13 protein-coding genes are annotated in these 15,068 nt (G+C 59.9%); 3 read left to right on the forward strand and 10 right to left on the reverse strand.

Features of this window, described 5'->3' with window-relative positions:
• Nucleotides 1–6 precede the first annotated feature (6 nt).
• On the forward strand, nucleotides 7–1,431 hold the full coding sequence (locus J3P82_RS20915) for a gamma-aminobutyraldehyde dehydrogenase (RefSeq protein ID WP_434558492.1): 1,425 nt from the start codon (nucleotides 7–9) through the stop codon (nucleotides 1,429–1,431).
• A 153-nt stretch (nucleotides 1,432–1,584) separates the two neighbouring features.
• On the opposite strand, the gene J3P82_RS20920 is transcribed toward J3P82_RS20915, so the two are convergent.
• Together J3P82_RS20920 and J3P82_RS20925 are read right to left on the reverse strand one after the other, a co-directional pair.
• Nucleotides 1,585–1,830 (reverse strand): AbrB/MazE/SpoVT family DNA-binding domain-containing protein, encoded by a 246-nt coding sequence (locus J3P82_RS20920; RefSeq protein WP_434558493.1) that lies wholly within the window; start codon nucleotides 1,828–1,830, stop codon nucleotides 1,585–1,587.
• Between the two features lie 77 nt (nucleotides 1,831–1,907).
• Nucleotides 1,908–2,093 (reverse strand): hypothetical protein, encoded by a 186-nt coding sequence (locus J3P82_RS20925; protein ID WP_434558494.1) that lies wholly within the window; start codon nucleotides 2,091–2,093, stop codon nucleotides 1,908–1,910.
• A gap of 365 nt (nucleotides 2,094–2,458) precedes the next feature.
• On the opposite strand from J3P82_RS20925, the gene J3P82_RS20930 reads away from it, so the two are divergent.
• Entirely contained in the window at nucleotides 2,459–4,084 is a 1,626-nt protein-coding gene (locus J3P82_RS20930; protein WP_434558495.1) for a glucan biosynthesis protein D, read from the forward strand.
• A 73-nt stretch (nucleotides 4,085–4,157) separates the two neighbouring features.
• On the opposite strand, the gene J3P82_RS20935 is transcribed toward J3P82_RS20930, so the two are convergent.
• From J3P82_RS20935 to J3P82_RS20945, 3 genes are all read right to left on the reverse strand, one after another.
• Nucleotides 4,158–5,264 (reverse strand): NADH:flavin oxidoreductase/NADH oxidase, encoded by a 1,107-nt coding sequence (locus J3P82_RS20935; protein ID WP_186634855.1) that lies wholly within the window; start codon nucleotides 5,262–5,264, stop codon nucleotides 4,158–4,160.
• Nucleotides 5,265–5,468: 204 nt separating this feature from the next.
• Complete coding sequence (recJ, locus tag J3P82_RS20940; protein WP_434558496.1) at nucleotides 5,469–7,178, reverse strand: single-stranded-DNA-specific exonuclease RecJ; 1,710 nt, start codon at nucleotides 7,176–7,178, stop codon at nucleotides 5,469–5,471.
• A gap of 117 nt (nucleotides 7,179–7,295) precedes the next feature.
• A complete protein-coding gene (locus J3P82_RS20945; protein WP_434558497.1) occupies nucleotides 7,296–7,838 on the reverse strand; it encodes a YaeQ family protein in 543 nt (180 codons plus the stop codon).
• A 147-nt stretch (nucleotides 7,839–7,985) separates the two neighbouring features.
• Between J3P82_RS20945 and J3P82_RS20950 the strand changes: the two genes are divergently transcribed.
• Nucleotides 7,986–9,185, forward strand: coding sequence for a CaiB/BaiF CoA transferase family protein (locus tag J3P82_RS20950; protein WP_434558498.1), 1,200 nt, complete (start codon nucleotides 7,986–7,988; stop codon nucleotides 9,183–9,185).
• A 188-nt stretch (nucleotides 9,186–9,373) separates the two neighbouring features.
• Here J3P82_RS20950 and J3P82_RS20955 read toward each other — a convergent pair whose 3' ends face one another.
• The 5 genes from J3P82_RS20955 to dsbC all read right to left on the reverse strand — a co-directional run bounded on the left by J3P82_RS20955 (nucleotide 9,374) and on the right by dsbC (nucleotide 15,032).
• Nucleotides 9,374–9,658 (reverse strand): DUF3509 domain-containing protein, encoded by a 285-nt coding sequence (locus J3P82_RS20955; RefSeq protein WP_434558499.1) that lies wholly within the window; start codon nucleotides 9,656–9,658, stop codon nucleotides 9,374–9,376.
• Nucleotides 9,659–9,821: 163 nt separating this feature from the next.
• Nucleotides 9,822–11,189 carry a transporter substrate-binding domain-containing protein gene (locus J3P82_RS20960; RefSeq protein ID WP_434558500.1) on the reverse strand — a complete coding sequence of 456 codons (1,368 nt, stop codon included), beginning with the start codon at nucleotides 11,187–11,189 and terminating at the stop codon, nucleotides 9,822–9,824.
• Between the two features lie 117 nt (nucleotides 11,190–11,306).
• A complete protein-coding gene (gene thrC / locus J3P82_RS20965; RefSeq protein ID WP_434558501.1) occupies nucleotides 11,307–12,716 on the reverse strand; it encodes a threonine synthase in 1,410 nt (469 codons plus the stop codon).
• A gap of 147 nt (nucleotides 12,717–12,863) precedes the next feature.
• Nucleotides 12,864–14,168, reverse strand: a complete 1,305-nt coding sequence (locus J3P82_RS20970) for a homoserine dehydrogenase (RefSeq protein WP_434558502.1) — start codon at nucleotides 14,166–14,168, stop codon at nucleotides 12,864–12,866.
• A 132-nt stretch (nucleotides 14,169–14,300) separates the two neighbouring features.
• Nucleotides 14,301–15,032, reverse strand: coding sequence for a bifunctional protein-disulfide isomerase/oxidoreductase DsbC (gene dsbC, locus J3P82_RS20975; protein ID WP_186611127.1), 732 nt, complete (start codon nucleotides 15,030–15,032; stop codon nucleotides 14,301–14,303).
• Between the last annotated feature and the right edge of the window lie 36 nt (nucleotides 15,033–15,068).

Below are 15,068 nucleotides of genomic sequence, written 5' to 3' on the forward strand. Positions count from 1 at the left end.
ATGGACATGCAAACCAAACTGCTGATCAACGGCCATCTGGTCAACGGCGAAGGCCCCGGCCAGGCGGTATTCAACCCGGCACTGGGGCGGGTGCTGGTGGAAATCAACGAAGCCAGCGAAGCCCAGGTCGATGCCGCCGTGCGCGCCGCCGACAGCGCCTTCGAATCCTGGTCGCAAGTGGCGCCCAAGGACCGCTCCCTGCTACTGCTCAAGTTGGCCGATGCCATCGAAGCCAACGGCGAAGAACTGGCGAAGCTGGAGTCGGATAACTGCGGCAAGCCCTTGAGCGCCGCACTGAATGACGAGATTCCAGCGATTGCCGACGTGTTCCGTTTTTTCGCTGGTGCCAGCCGCTGCATGAACGGTTCGGCGGGAGGCGAATACCTGCCGGGGCACACCTCGATGATCCGTCGAGACCCGGTGGGCGTGATTGCCTCCATCGCACCGTGGAACTATCCGCTGATGATGGTCGCCTGGAAGATCGCCCCAGCCTTGGCCGCCGGCAATACCGTGGTGCTCAAACCGTCGGAACAGACCCCATTGACCGCCCTGCGCCTGGCGGAGCTAGCGTCGGAAATTTTCCCCGCCGGCGTGCTCAACGTGATCTTCGGCCGTGGGCAAACCGTCGGCAACCCGCTGGTCACCCACCCGAAGGTGCGCATGGTGTCACTGACCGGATCTATCGCCACCGGCTCGAACATCATTTCCAGCACCTGCGACAGCGTCAAACGCATGCACATGGAACTGGGCGGCAAGGCCCCGGTGATCATTTTCGACGACGCCGACATTGACGCGGCCGTGGAAGGCATCCGCACCTTCGGCTTCTACAACGCCGGCCAGGACTGCACCGCCGCCTGCCGCATCTATGCCCAGCAAGGCATCTATGACCAGTTCGTCGAAAAGCTCGGCGCCGCGGTGGGTGGCATCAAGTGCGGCCTGCAAACCGCATCCGACACCCAGATGGGTCCGCTGATCACGGCCCAGCATCGCGACCGCGTGGCCGGATTCGTCGAACGGGCCATCGCCCAACCACACATTCGCCTGATCACCGGCGGCAAGGCCATCGACGGCAACGGCTTTTTCTTCGAACCGACCGTGCTGGCCGACGCCCAGCAGGACGACGAAATCGTCCGTCGGGAGGTTTTCGGCCCGGTGGTGTCCGTCACGCCATTCGTCGACGAAGCACAGGTCCTGGCCTGGGCCAACGATTCGGACTACGGCCTGGCCTCATCGGTGTGGACCGCTGACATCGGTCGCGCCCATCGCCTGTCGGCACGTTTGCAATACGGCTGCACGTGGGTGAACACCCATTTCATGCTGGTCAGCGAAATGCCCCATGGCGGTCAGAAACGTTCCGGTTATGGCAAGGACATGTCCATGTACGGGCTGGAGGATTACACGGTGGTGCGGCATGTGATGTTCAAGCATTGAGTCAACGCCCATTGAAGGTACACCACGACCAACGGGGTCGTATTGGTCGTGGTGAAGCGTATCTCAGGATGGCACTACCAACTCGACCGAAGGAAAATAACTTCGGATCATCTTCCAGCACATCAATCAAGACATTGGTATCGACCAATATCATCAGTCGTCCCCACGCAATAACGCCATTAGATCATCCGTACGCCATTTGATATCCGCCTTGCCACGGACAGCGTCAAAACGATCGCTGGCGGACGCCTCGGCTGTCCCAGGCTTACCTGCATGCAGCACCACTTCGCCTCGCGCATTGATGCTGAACTCAACTGCACAACCAGGAATCAAGTGGAGTGCGTCGCGGATGGGCTTGGGGATGGTGACTTGTCCTTTACTGGTCATAGTCGTCGGCATTGTATTTTCCTCGAAGTGAAAAACCTACCCGTGAGTAGGAAAACCGAAAGCCGTTTGTACGCAGTTGAAGTCACTGTTCAAAACCGCGAAACACTGCGCATCGCATCCACCAGGTAACGCATGGCGATCCGGTCGTTTTCCGACAGCTCCCGGTAACGTTCGACCAGCCTCAGTTCTTCCAGGCTGAGTCGTCGTGTCCTGCGCCCATTGATCAGGCCTGGAAAGATTCCCAGCATTTCGGTAATGCCCTGTATTTTCGTCATAAGCGTTGTCCTTCTGTACTCGAATTGGCCTGATAGCGCCCCGTGATCCGGGGTTGACGCGGTCTATCCACGTTAAGAATAGGGAGGATTCGAAGCGTGAGAAGGGAGTTTTAGAGTAATTAGTCAAAAAAATCCAAAATCCTCCGGAAAAAAAGAAATATCTGTAAGAAAGTTTGACCAAACCACCCTTTTCCTTTCTCTCCCGACCAGCAATTCCCCTATGATTTTGCGCCTCGGTGAACCGATCCAGCTCTCAGGCATCTGTTCTTACGTTCGTCGCGTTTGGCCAAAGGCATGTCCGAACTCCCTTATCAATTGCCGCGGCCAGGATCGGCTGGGGATTGTTTCGAGAAAAGGTTGTATTTATGCACCGCAGGAATCTGCTAAAGGCCTCCATGGCCTTCGCCGCCTACACCGGGCTTTCAGCCTCTGGACTCATGGCTGCACGAGCCTGGGCGGCCGATCAGGCGGCCGACGGCGAAGCCCGGCCCTTCGATTTCAACGGGCTGAAAGACCAGGCCCGGAAATTGGCCGCGAGCCGCTACGTCGACACCAAGCAAGTCTTGCCGCCGACCTTGGCCCAGATGTCGCCCCTGCAATTCAATGCCATCCAGTACGACGTCAACCATTCGTTGTGGAATGCGCTGGACGGTCAACTGGACGTGCAGTTCTTCCATGTCGGCATGGGCTTCAAGCAACCGGTGCGCATGTACAGCGTCGATCCGAAGACCCGCATGGCCCGCGAGGTGCATTTCCGCCCGGAGCTGTTCAATTACGAAAAGACCACGGTCAACACCTCGCAACTGACCGGTGACCTGGGCTTCGCCGGGTTCCGGGCCTTCAAGGCTCCAGAGCTGGATCGGCACGATATCGTTTCATTCCTGGGCGCCAGTTATTTCCGCGCCGTGGATGAGAGCGGACAGTACGGGTTGTCAGCCCGCGGCTTGGCCATCGATACCTACGCAAAGAAACGCGAGGAATTCCCGGACTTCACCAAGTTCTGGTTCGAAACCCCGGACAAGAACAGCACGCGTTTTGTGGTCTACGCCCTGCTCGATTCGCCCAGCGCCACGGGTGCCTATCGGTTTGATATCGATTGCCAGCCGACCCGGGTCGTCATGGAAATCGACGCCCATGTCAACGCCCGCACCGCCATCGAGCAACTGGGCATCGCGCCGATGACCAGCATGTTCAGCTGCGGCACGGTCGAGCGACGCATGTGCGACACCATCCACCCGCAGATCCACGATTCCGACCGGTTGGCCATGTGGCGCGGCAACGGCGAATGGGTCTGCCGTCCGCTGAACAACCCCGCCACCCTGCAATTCAACGCCTTCGCCGACAAGAACCCGAAAGGCTTTGGCCTGGTGCAGACCGATCATGACTTCGACAGCTACCAGGACACCGTGGACTGGTACAGCAAACGCCCAAGCCTGTGGGTCGAGCCCACCACGGCCTGGGGTGAAGGTTCTATCGATCTGCTGGAAATTCCTACCACCGGCGAAACCCTCGACAACATCGTTGCCTTCTGGACGCCGAAGAAACCGGTCGCTGCCGGCGATTCGCTGAACTATGGCTACAAGCTCTACTGGAGCGCGCTGCCACCGGTGAGCACTGACCTGGCGCGAGTGGACGCTACGCGTTCTGGCATGGGCGGCTTCATCGAAGGCTGGGCGCCCGGCGAGCATTACCCAACCGTCTGGGCACGACGTTTCGCCGTGGACTTCACCGGCGGCGGCATCGATCAACTGCCTCCGGGCACTGGCATCGAACCGGTGGTGACCTGCTCCCATGGCGAAGTGAAGGACTTCAACGTGTTGGTGCTGGATGCGATCAAGGGCTACCGCATCACCTTCGATTGGTACCCGACCGACGACCGCGTGGATCCTGTAGAAATGCGCCTGTTCATCCGCACCAAAGACCGGACCCTGAGCGAAACCTGGTTGTACCAGTACTTCCCGCCAGCCCCGGATAAACGTAAATACCCTTAAGCGCGCCAGCACCACGCCTCAGATAAACAAAAGCCCCGGCCAGACCAACCGGGGCTTTTGTTTTATCGAGTGCTCAGTCGCGCAAATCCGACTCGTGGATCGGCTGGTCCCGATGCGTGGCCCGCTGGTACTGCGCAGGCCAGGTGGCCTTGCGTCCGCCCAGGTCATCATCGGCATGCAGAGCCCAATAGGGATCGCGCAACAATTCGCGGGCCAAGAAGATGATGTCGGCCTGGCAGGTGCGCAGAATGTGTTCGGCCTGGGCCGGTTCGGTAATCATGCCCACGGTACCGGTAGCGATTTCCGACTCCTTGCGCACCCGCTCGGCGAAGCGCGTCTGATAGCCAGGGCCGGTGGGGATTTCCGCGTTCGCCGCGGTACCGCCCGACGACACGTCGATCAGGTCCACCCCCAATATTCTGAAGCGCCGCGCCAGTTCGACGGTTTCATCCGGGTTCCAACCGTCTTCCACCCAGTCGGTGGCAGAGACGCGGACGAACACCGGAAGTTCTTCAGGCCATACGGCCCGGACCGCTTCGGTGACTTGGAGCACCAACCGAATTCGATTTTCGAAAGATCCGCCGTATTGATCTCGGCGCTGGTTGCTCAACGGCGACAGGAACTGATGCAGCAAATAACCATGGGCGGCGTGGACCTCGACAACCTTGAAACCGGCCGTCAGGGCGCGTTTGGCCGCGTCCACGAACGCCTGGATGACATCGGCGATCTGCCCTTCATCCAGCTGGGTCGGCGGGGTGTGCTGCGGATCGAAGGCAATAGGCGATGGGCCAACCGGAACCCAGCCGCCCTCCTCGGGCTTGACGCTGCCATGCTTGCCCAACCAGGGGCGCCAGGTACTGGCCTTGCGGCCAGCGTGGGCCAGTTGAATGCCCGGCACCGCACCTTGGGCGGTGATGAAACGAGTGATGCGTTGCAAGGGTTCGATCTGTTCGTCGTTCCACAACCCCAGGTCCTGGGCCGTGATACGGCCGTCGGCAGTGACGGCGGTAGCTTCGGTGAACACCAGGCCGGCGCCGCCCACGGCGCGGCTGCCGAGGTGCACCAGATGCCAGTCATTGGCCAAGCCATCGGCGCTCGAATACTGGCACATCGGCGATACCGCGATGCGATTGGGCAGGGTCAATTGGCGAAGGGTATAGGGTTCCAGCAGCAGACTCATGGGGCACCTCTCGAATCAGTGGGCAGGCTCCAGGGTTCTGTTTGAAAAGTCGACGAGTGACAAAGGATGCAACACCCGCCCCCGCGGGCAAAAAATTCGACAAGACGTCACAAGGGCTATCAAGCAGTGCTTAGAGACTAGTCGACAACCGGGGATGAGGAAGGGTTCCGGGGCAAAAACCCGGTCTCAAGGCCTGCCTGCGTACTACCGCGGCTCGATATGGGCAATCATCAACTGCACCGTTTCCTGGCCGCGGAATTCGTTGAGGTCAAGCTTGTAGGCCAGTTCCACCCAGCGCACGGTGGGGTTTGGCCAGATCTCGCGGTCGATGCCGAACGCGATGCCATCGAGCTTCACCGAACCGCACTCGCTCTTGAGCACGACCTTCAGGTGCCGTTCGCCCACCACTCGCTGCTCGACCAACTGGAACACGCCATGAAACATCGGCTCCGGAAAATGCTGGCCCCAGGGGCCGGCGTGGCGCAGTGCCCGGGCCAGTTCCAGGTGGAATTCTTCCACCGCGAGGGTGCCGTCCGACAGGAGCCTTCCGGTCAAGTCTCCTTCGCGCAGTTGCCTACGTACTTCAGCGTCAAAAGCCTCGGCGAACAAGGGAAAGTTCGCCTCGGGCAGCGTCAGTCCCGCCGCCATGGCATGACCGCCGTACTTGCTGATCAACGTCGGATGTTGCGCCGCGACGACGCTCAGCGCATCGCGAATATGAAAGCCCGGCACCGAGCGGCCCGAGCCCTTGAGCAGGCCATCCCCGGCATCCGCGAAGGCAATGGTCGGACGGAAATAACGCTCTTTCATGCGCGACGCGAGGATACCGATGACGCCTTGGTGCCATTGCGGGTCGAACAGGCACAAGCCGAAGGGCATCGATTCCACCGGCAGGTCCTTGAGCTGGGCCAACGCTTCGCGCTGCATGCCCTGTTCGATGGACTTGCGGTCCTGGTTCATGCCATCCAGTTGCGCCGCCATGTCCCGCGCCAGCGCCGGGTCGTCGGTGAGCAGGCATTCGATCCCCAGGCTCATGTCATCGAGTCGCCCCGCCGCGTTCAACCGCGGGCCGAGAATGAAACCCAGGTCCGTAGAAGTCATTCGCGAAGCGTCGCGCTTGGCCACTTCCAGGATGGCCTTGATCCCTGGGCGGGCGCGCCCGGCGCGAATACGCTCAAGGCCCTGATGCACCAGGATCCGATTGTTCGCGTCCAGCGGCACCACGTCGGCGACGCTACCCAACGCCACCAGATCCAACAGCTCGCCAATGTTCGGCTGAGGTGTGCTGGCGTACCAGCCCAGGCTGCGCAGGCGAGCCCGCAGAGCCATCAGTACATAAAAAATCACCCCGACGCCCGCCAATGCCTTGCTCGGGAATTGGCAACCGGGTTGGTTCGGGTTGACGATGGCGTCGGCCGCTGGCAATTCGAGACCCGGCAAGTGGTGGTCGGTCACCAGCACCTTGAGGCCCGCCGCTTTAGCCGCCACCACGCCTTCCACGCTGGAAATGCCGTTGTCCACGGTGATCAACAATTGCGGCTCGCGTGTCAGGGCGACTTCGACGATTTCCGGCGTCAATCCATAGCCATACTCGAAGCGATTGGGCACCAGATAATCGACGTGGGCCGCACCGAGCAGGCGCAACCCGAGCATGCCCACCGTGCTGGCCGTCGCGCCATCGGCGTCGAAGTCCCCGACGATCAGGATGCGCTGGCGTTGCTCGAGCGCTACCACCAGCAGATCCACCGCGGCATCGATCCCCTTGAGCTGCTGATAAGGAATCAGGCGCGCCAGGCTCTTGTCCAGCTCAGCCTCGGACTGCACGCCACGGGCGGCGTACAGACGGGTCAACAAGGGCGGCAGGTCGCCAAGAAATGGCAGGGTGTCGGGCAGTTGGCGGGATTCTATGCGCATGGGGTGACGGACATTTCTCTATTTTCGGGATCCTGGACTGCGGCGAGGGCGCTGCGCACCCAAGCGGGAGCAAGCTCCCTCGCCACAATGAAATTCACTCGCTACCGCGTCAATGGCTCAACCGCGTTCGCCCGACAGCCACTGCAGCTGGACTTCATGCTGGCCACGGTCGTCGGTCACGAAAATCGTCCCTTCGCTGATCATCACGTCCCACTTGATGACCCGGGGCATGTCCTTGGCCAGGGTTTCAAGAGCCTCCTGGGGGACGGCAGCGATGTTCACATTCTTCAGGTTTTTCACCGCCGGGATCACCTTGCCTTCCCAGACCCGCAGGCTGCCGTAGGCCAGCAGGCTGGTGCGCTCGGTACGACGCGAACACCAGGTCAGGCGATCGGCATCCGGCTGGCCGACTTCGATCCAGTGCAAGACACGGTCATCCAGGCTTTTTTCCCACAGCGCAGGTTCATCGACGTCCGACAGCCCACGACCAAACGACAGCTGCTCGTTGTACCAGAACGCATAGGCCAACAGGCGCACGGTCATACGTTCTTCGGTTTCCGAAGGGTGGCGGGCGATGGTCTGCTTCACACTTTCGTACACACTGCGGTCGAGGTCGGTGAGGTTCAGTTCAAACTTATAGGTCGTGGACGGCTGGGCCATGAACGGGCTTCTTGATACGAGGAAAGGCGGCAAGTCTAACCGATGAGAAGGGCAATCCACGAATTGCCGACCATCAACCTGCGGCGACTGACCTTGACCTATGATAAAAGCCTCTATTCGTTCTGCCTTTGTCCTACAGGATTCGTCATGTCGCTTACTGCCAAACCTCTCGCCGGCGTCAAGGTCATCGAACTCGGCACCTTGATCGCCGGCCCCTTCGCCTCGCGAATCTGCGGTGAATTCGGTGCCGAGGTGATCAAGGTCGAATCGCCCGATGGCGGCGATCCGCTGCGCAAGTGGCGCAAGTTATATGAAGGCACGTCCCTGTGGTGGTTCGTCCAGGCCCGCAACAAAAAGTCGTTGACCCTGAACCTCAAGCATCCGGAGGGTTTGACTGTCCTGAAAAAACTGATCGGCGAAGCGGACATACTGATCGAGAATTTTCGTCCCGGCGTGCTGGAAAAGCTAGGCCTGGGCTGGGACGTGCTCCATGCGCTGAACCCGAAACTGGTCATGGTACGGCTCTCCGGCTTCGGCCAGACCGGCCCGATGAAGGACCAACCCGGTTTTGGCGCCGTCGGCGAGTCGATGGGGGGCCTGCGCTACATCACCGGTTTCGAGGACCGCCCGCCGGTGCGCACCGGGATTTCCATCGGCGACTCGATTGCCGCGCTGTGGGGAGTGATTGGCGCGCTGATGGCCTTGCGTCATCGGGAGGTCAATGGCGGAACCGGACAAGTGGTGGACGTAGCGCTATACGAAGCGATATTCGCCATGATGGAAAGCATGGTGCCGGAATTCGACGTGTTCGGGTTCATCCGCGAACGCACCGGCAATATCATGCCCGGCATCACACCCTCGTCCATCCACACCAGCGCCGACGGCAAGCATGTGCAAATCGGCGCCAACGGTGACGCGATCTTCAAGCGCTTCATGCAAATCATTGGCCGCGACGACCTCGCCAACGACCCGCGGTTGGCCAGCAACGACGGACGTGACAGTCGCCGCGACGAGCTCTATGGGGTCATTGATCGCTGGGTCAACTCGCTGCCACTGGACGCCGTCATCGAGCAGCTGAACCAGGCAGGTGTACCGGCCAGCCGGATCTTCAGCGCCGAGGACATGTTCAGCGACCCGCAATTCCTCGCCCGTGAAATGTTCTTGCAGGCCAAGCTGCCCGACGGCAAGGCATTCAAGATGCCTGGCATCGTACCGAAACTTTCCGACACACCCGGCACATCCGAGTGGGTCGGCCCGGCGCTCGGGGAACACACCGCCCAGGTGCTCGGCGAGCTTGGCTACGATGCACAACACATCGCCCGATTGCGTACCGAGGGAGCCATCTGAGCTTGCGCGTGCAGGCGCTCCGCCCATAAACGCCAGGCAAAAAGAAACCCCGAGAAGTGGGGAGACAACTCGGGGTTAAACGTGACCCTTAAAGGTCCGTGCAACAAGCGACAAGCACCGGAGCACAATGCTTGCTCTTGTTGGTAAAAGGTCTGACTCACCGGGACGTAGGAAGGTTCCCTCAGACATCAATTCGCAACAGCCATGACCTTGTCCTGGGCCACATTACGCAACGCCGCAATCACACAAGGCTCCAGGCGCCCCTCGGCAATCAGCACATCGCGATGCAGGCCGTCGACCACGTCGGTCAATTGGCGCCTGTCGGCCAGCTGGGCCTGATTGAACGCGCGCTCGACCATGATAGCGCCCGCCGGGTTTCTCAACATCACCAGGCATTCACGGGGGCCGGAGGGAGTGAGCGTGACCTGATACGGACTCAAAGCTTCATTCAGCAAGAGGCTGATACTTTCCATTCGATCACCCTTCAATAATCCGAAAAAAACAACTGCACAGTAAGTGACCGTGGGCTGCGGCAGAAAGTTCGCCAGCGCAACGAACCGACACGCCTGCGCCCTGTTCAAACGAGGATGCGCGTCCAATGTGACAGACAAACAACAACCATGGCTGTTCGGTCAATCAAGCCAGGAACCGGTTGGAACGGCTTCTTCGACGCCGCACATCGATCCACCCTCCCAGCAGACCGCGTAACTGGCCATCACTGCCATAAAACGGCACCGACCAGTGGTAGATATCCCTCAGTCCATTGCTGAACATCAATTGACGATCCACGAATCTCGGCTGACGGGTTAGCAGTTGCTCCATCAATTCCCCGTGCAACAGCTCGGCAGTCGCCAGCGGAAACGCCGCGGACTCCGTCAGGCGTGTGCCGCGCAGTGTTTCGAAGCGAGTCGCGAACTGGTCTTCATAACTTTTATTGCACATGATCAGGCGCCCCTCAAGATCACGGATGAAGATCGGATCGGGAATGGCGTTCATCAACGTTCGCTGGAACGTCAACTGGTCCTTGAGGACAGCCTCGGCCTTCAGGCGCTGGTCGATCTGGGCTTGCAAGCGGCGGTTCCATAGCAACGAGAACAGGCCGAACACCCCGACCACGACCACGCACCAATAGTCCCACTGGGCGATGCGCAGCGAGGATGAACGCGCTTGCGGGGAAACCGCCCCCGTCAGCCACTTGGCGCGCAGCGCACGCATGTCTTCTGCCGGAAAAGCTTCCAGGGCCTTGTTCAGAATGCCCAGCAACGGCCGCAGCTCCTGACGAACAGCCAGATAATCTGGTTCCCACCGGCTTTCGAGATTGCCGCCTACTTGCAAGTGCCCTGCGGGATAAAGGTGCGCACCGGTTTCATTTTCGATAGTGGCATAGGCTTCCCGGCTTTCGACCAAGGCTCGTGCCTCGCCATACGTCTTGACTGTACGCAACTCGATAGACGGATGATCGCGCCTGATTTCCGCTTCTAATGCATGCCGTGCCGGTAATACCAGGATTCTGCCGTTGAGCTGGCTCAGCGAATGGAGTAATGGCTCTCCATAACGACTGATAAATACCCAGCCGCCCCCTCCAAATGCATGACTGAAACTCAGAAACTCCCTGCGCTCGTCGTTCATCACCAAGGTCGTCGTCAAGTCCGCCTCGCCATTTTGCAACATCGTCATCAATTGATCGGGAGAGAACGATTCCCGATGGACGAACTCCAGCCCGGTCATGTCTTGGATGCGCCGGAGAATGTCGTCGTTGAGTCCATTCCACTGTCCGTATTCATTCTTGAACAGATACAGCGGGTACTGCATCGAGGCAACGACGACACGTGGATTATCCCTGATCCATTTCAGTTCGTCGGCGTCGAGCCCCAGCCGCCCTGCTGATTCAAACTGTGTTTGCCCGCAAGCCGTCATTTGGGCGCTTGCACACTGCGCCCAATACAACAGCGTGAGGCCCATCAACCAGCTCAGCGCTGGTTTGCATCGGATAAAGAACAACATCTGCACTTCCTTCGAGATAACTCGCCCCTCCCTAAGGCGAAAACCCGGCCAGTTTGGCATGCAGAAACAAGAAAGCCCGTCAGGAGACGGGCTTCAAAATGTGACAGCTTGCGGACGTCAGAGAGGCTTGCCGCGGTTACCATGCTGGCTGACAAAGGCCTGCACGGCTTTCAAGTCATTGGGCAACACGGTGCAACGCTCATTTCGCTCAAACAAATCAGAAAGATGTGCGGGCAGCTCAAGCGCTTTTCCTACGCCAGCTTTCTCCACAGCTTCGGGAAACTTGACCGGGTGAGCGGTGCCAAGGATAACCATGGGGATATCCAGGCTACGACGGCACTCACGGGCGGCCCTTACGCCAATCGCCGTGTGCGGATCGAGCAATTCGCCGCTCTGTTCGAACACTTCGGCGATGGTTTCGCAGGTCTGCGCATCGTCCACCGCCAGGGAGTCGAACAACTTGCGGGCTTCGGTCCAGCGTTCGGCCTCGACGCTGAAACCACCGCCCTGGCGGAAGCTGTCCATCAAGCCGGCAATCGCCGCACCGTTGCGACCGTGCAGATCGAACAGCAGGCGCTCGAAGTTCGACGACACCATGATGTCCATCGAAGGCGACAACGTGGCGTGCAGGGTTTCCTTGACGTACTGGTTGCCGCTCATGAAGCGGTGCAGGATGTCGTTGCGGTTGGTGGCGACGATCAACTGGTTGATCGGCAGGCCCATGTTGCGCGCCAGGTACCCGGCGAAGATATCGCCGAAGTTGCCAGTGGGCACCGAGAACGACACAGAACGGGCCGGGCCGCCCAGCTGCAGGGCCGCGTGGAAGTAGTAGACGATCTGGGCCATGATCCGCGCCCAGTTGATCGAGTTCACCGCCACCAGCCGGGTGCCCTTGAGGAAGCTCTGGTCGGCGAAGCTGGCCTTGACCATTTCCTGGCAGTCATCGAAGTTGCCTTCGATAGCGATGTTGTGGATGTTCTCGCCGAAGATTGTCGTCATCTGCCGACGCTGCACTTCCGAGACGCGGTTGTGCGGGTGCAGGATGAAGATATCGACGTTCTCGCAATGCTTGCAGCCTTCGATGGCGGCCGAACCGGTGTCACCGGAGGTCGCACCGACAATGACCACGCGCTCGCCACGCTTTTGCAGCACGTAATCGAGCAAACGACCGAGCAATTGCAGGGCAAAATCCTTGAAGGCCAAGGTCGGGCCGTGGAACAGCTCCATCACCCATTCGTTACCGTTGAGCTGACGAAGCGGGGCGATAGCGTTATGGGAAAAAACCCCATAGGTCTCTTCGAGGATCTTCTTGAAATCGGCGTCTGGAATGCTGCCAGTGACGAAGGGGCGCATTACGCGGAAGGCCAGTTCGTGGTACGGCAGGCCGGCCCAGGAAGCGATTTCTTCCTGAGTGAAACGCGGCAGGTTTTCCGGCACGTAGAGGCCGCCGTCCGTAGCCAGGCCGGCCAGCAGGACATCTTCGAAATTCAGGGCCGGTGCCTGGCCGCGGGTGCTGATATAGCGCATTTTTGGCAAACCTTCGGTTTGAGCTTCAAGCCGCAAGCTACAAGCGGCAAGTGAAAAGCGGCTCGGCTTCTACTTGCAGCTTGCAGCTCATGGCTTGCAGCTGTATTGATTTAACTTGCAGCTTTTAGCTTGGAGCTTGCAGCTGCTTCAATTCAAATGCTCGACGCGGATACGGACCACCGGCCCTACGACACCCTGGAGCGCTTCCAGCGCCGCAATCGCATCGTTGATGCGCTGCTCGACCACACGGTGGGTCAGCAGGATCATCGGCACCAGGCCGTCGTGCTCTTCGACTTCCTTCTGCATGATCGACTCGATGTTGATGCCACGTTCCGAGAGAATGCTCGCCACCTGGGCCAATACGCCCGGATGGTCCTTGGCCTGGATGCGCAAGTAGTAGGCACTTTCGCAAGCGTCGATCGCAAGTATCGGATGTGCCGACAGAGAGTCCGGCTGGAAGGCCAGGTGCGGCACGCGGTTTTCCGGATCGGAGGTCATGGCACGAACCACATCCACCAGGTCGGCGATCACCGAAGACGCGGTCGGCTCCATACCGGCACCGGCGCCATAGAACAGCGTCGAGCCGGAGGCATCGCCATTGACCATCACCGCGTTCATCACGCCGTTGACGTTGGCGATCAGGCGGTCAGCCGGAATCAGCGTCGGGTGCACGCGCAATTCGATGCCGCTGGCGGTGCTGCGCGCCACGCCCAGGTGTTTGATGCGGTAGCCCAGGGCTTCGGCATAGTTCACGTCGGCAGTGGTCAGCTTGGTGATGCCTTCGGTGTAGGCCTTGTCGAACTGCAGCGGGATACCAAAGGCAATAGACGCCAGGATCGTCAGCTTGTGCGCCGCGTCGATACCTTCCACATCGAAGGTCGGATCGGCCTCGGCATAACCCAAGGCTTGGGCCTCGGTAAGCACGTCCTCGAAGGTGCGCCCTTTCTCGCGCATCTCGGTGAGGATGAAGTTGCCGGTGCCGTTGATGATCCCCGCGACCCAGTTGATGCGGTTGGCCGACAGGCCCTCGCGAATCGCCTTGATCACCGGGATGCCACCGGCCACGGCGGCTTCGAACGCCACGATCACGCCTTTTTCGCGCGCCTTGGCGAAAATTTCATTACCGTGAACGGCGATAAGCGCCTTGTTCGCGGTGACCACATGCTTGCCATTCTCGATGGCCTTGAGTACCAGCTCTCGGGCAACGGTATAGCCGCCCATCAGCTCTATCACGATGTCGATCTCAGGGTTCGTGGCCACTTCGAAGACATCGTTGGTAATCGCAATACCGGTCGTCTGGAACTGAGGCTTTGGCGTGCGCATGGCAATTTGTGCCACTTCGATTCCACGCCCGGCACGACGAGCAATTTCCTCGGCGTTGCGCTGAAGTACGTTGAAGGTGCCGCCACCGACGGTACCTAACCCACAGATGCCTACTTTGACCGGATTCACTCTTGACTCCCCATGAAACGGCCGACGCAAGGTCGGCCGTGAAATACAGCCGCGCAGCTACGCGACTTAGTGTTTAACGGCCCAGCGAAAGTTTTCGCCGAGCCATGATCTTCAGAAGCACACGGCCCATGATCATTTCGCCTCAAGGGCCAGTTTGGCGACTTGCGGCGCCGGCTGGTAGCCCGGAATCACCTGACCGTCCGCCAAAACGATGGCCGGCGTACCGTTCACGCCGATGGACTGGCCCAGGGCGAATTGCTTGGAAACCGGGTTCTCGCACTTGGCGGCCTTGATTTCCTTGCCATCGACCATTTTATCCATGGCGGCTTTTTTGTCCTTCGAGCACCAGACCGCCTGCAATTGCTCATCACCTGGCGACCCCAGGCCCTGGCGGGGGAACGCCACATAACGCACTTCAATGCCGCGTTTGTTCAGCTCCGGCACTTCGGCGTGCAACTTGTGGCAATACGGGCAGGTGGTATCGGTGAACACGGTAATGTGGGACTTGGTTTCGCCGACCGCCGGATAGACCACGGTTTCGGCAACCGGAATGCCGTTGATCAGCTTTGAAACGCCCTGGCGTTCGGTGATCTCGGTGAGATTGACCGGCTTGCCGCCCTTGAGTGCGAACAGGTTGCCCTGGACGATGTACTGGCCATCGGCGCTGGCATACAGCACGCGGCTGCCCTGGAGCTTGACTTCATACAGGCCGGACATGGGGCTGGCGGTGATGGCTTCGATCGGCACTTCGAGCTCAAGGTTGGCCAGGCTCTTGCGGATAGCCTGGTCAGCCGCGTCGTCGGCGAAAGCAAAGGTGCTGGCCAACGCAATGGCGGCGGCTGTAAACAACTGGATCAAACGCATGGGGACTCCTGAGGCGGACAAATGGGACGGGGAAAC

Source organism: Pseudomonas sp. Z4-20 (assembly GCF_051131955.1).
In the GTDB taxonomy this organism is placed as follows: Bacteria; Pseudomonadota; Gammaproteobacteria; order Pseudomonadales; family Pseudomonadaceae; genus Aquipseudomonas; species Aquipseudomonas marvdashtae.

What these genes read in the sequence shown, in the direction of transcription:
- J3P82_RS20915 (WP_434558492.1), top strand. Translation starts at nt 7, where the DNA reads ATGCAAACCAAACTGCTGATCAACGGCCATCTGGTCAACGGCGAAGGC.
- J3P82_RS20920 (WP_434558493.1), bottom strand. Translation starts at nt 1,830, where the DNA reads ATGCCGACGACTATGACCAGTAAAGGACAAGTCACCATCCCCAAGCCC.
- J3P82_RS20925 (WP_434558494.1), bottom strand. Translation starts at nt 2,093, where the DNA reads ATGACGAAAATACAGGGCATTACCGAAATGCTGGGAATCTTTCCAGGC.
- J3P82_RS20930 (WP_434558495.1), top strand. Translation starts at nt 2,459, where the DNA reads ATGCACCGCAGGAATCTGCTAAAGGCCTCCATGGCCTTCGCCGCCTAC.
- J3P82_RS20935 (WP_186634855.1), bottom strand. Translation starts at nt 5,264, where the DNA reads ATGAGTCTGCTGCTGGAACCCTATACCCTTCGCCAATTGACCCTGCCC.
- recJ (WP_434558496.1), bottom strand. Translation starts at nt 7,178, where the DNA reads ATGCGCATAGAATCCCGCCAACTGCCCGACACCCTGCCATTTCTTGGC.
- J3P82_RS20945 (WP_434558497.1), bottom strand. Translation starts at nt 7,838, where the DNA reads ATGGCCCAGCCGTCCACGACCTATAAGTTTGAACTGAACCTCACCGAC.
- J3P82_RS20950 (WP_434558498.1), top strand. Translation starts at nt 7,986, where the DNA reads ATGTCGCTTACTGCCAAACCTCTCGCCGGCGTCAAGGTCATCGAACTC.
- J3P82_RS20955 (WP_434558499.1), bottom strand. Translation starts at nt 9,658, where the DNA reads ATGGAAAGTATCAGCCTCTTGCTGAATGAAGCTTTGAGTCCGTATCAG.
- J3P82_RS20960 (WP_434558500.1), bottom strand. Translation starts at nt 11,189, where the DNA reads ATGTTGTTCTTTATCCGATGCAAACCAGCGCTGAGCTGGTTGATGGGC.
- thrC (WP_434558501.1), bottom strand. Translation starts at nt 12,716, where the DNA reads ATGCGCTATATCAGCACCCGCGGCCAGGCACCGGCCCTGAATTTCGAA.
- dsbC (WP_186611127.1), bottom strand. Translation starts at nt 15,032, where the DNA reads ATGCGTTTGATCCAGTTGTTTACAGCCGCCGCCATTGCGTTGGCCAGC.